This is a genomic window from Acinetobacter sp. WCHAc060006, assembly GCF_004209135.1.
Lineage (GTDB): Bacteria > Pseudomonadota > Gammaproteobacteria > Pseudomonadales > Moraxellaceae > Acinetobacter > Acinetobacter cumulans.
In genome coordinates this window covers 1-349 of the sequence record NZ_SGSS01000110.1, presented here as the reverse complement: position 1 = coordinate 349, position 349 = coordinate 1, and the positions used below count along the sequence as shown (strand labels likewise).

The window sequence follows — 349 nt, the reverse complement described above, 5'->3', positions numbered from 1 at the left end:
AGAGGTGGTCCCACTTGTTTGAACAACTAAAAGCTTATTTATAAGTGATACTCTGCTCTAGTTAAGCTACCTTATTTTGTTGTGGTAGCTGGTCATAGTAAAACTCATCTGGAGTCATTTTGTCCAGACTCGAATGAGGTCGTTTCAAATTATAAAATTCAAAATATGCGTTTAATTGCTTCTTCGCATCCAAAACATTGCTGTAGGCTTTGAGATACACCTCTTCATATTTAACGCTCCGCCATAATCGTTCAACCATCACATTATCAACCCATCGACCTTTACCATCCATACTGATTTGAATGCCATTTGATTTCAATACATCAATAAATGCATCACTGGTAAACTG

At 36.7% G+C, this 349-nt stretch carries 1 protein-coding gene; it reads right to left on the bottom strand.

What is annotated here, in order from left to right:
* Positions 1-61: 61 nt before the first annotated feature.
* Positions 62-349: integrase core domain-containing protein (locus tag EXE29_RS17400; protein WP_024432207.1), on the bottom strand; the 288-nt coding region annotated here is incomplete at its 5' end.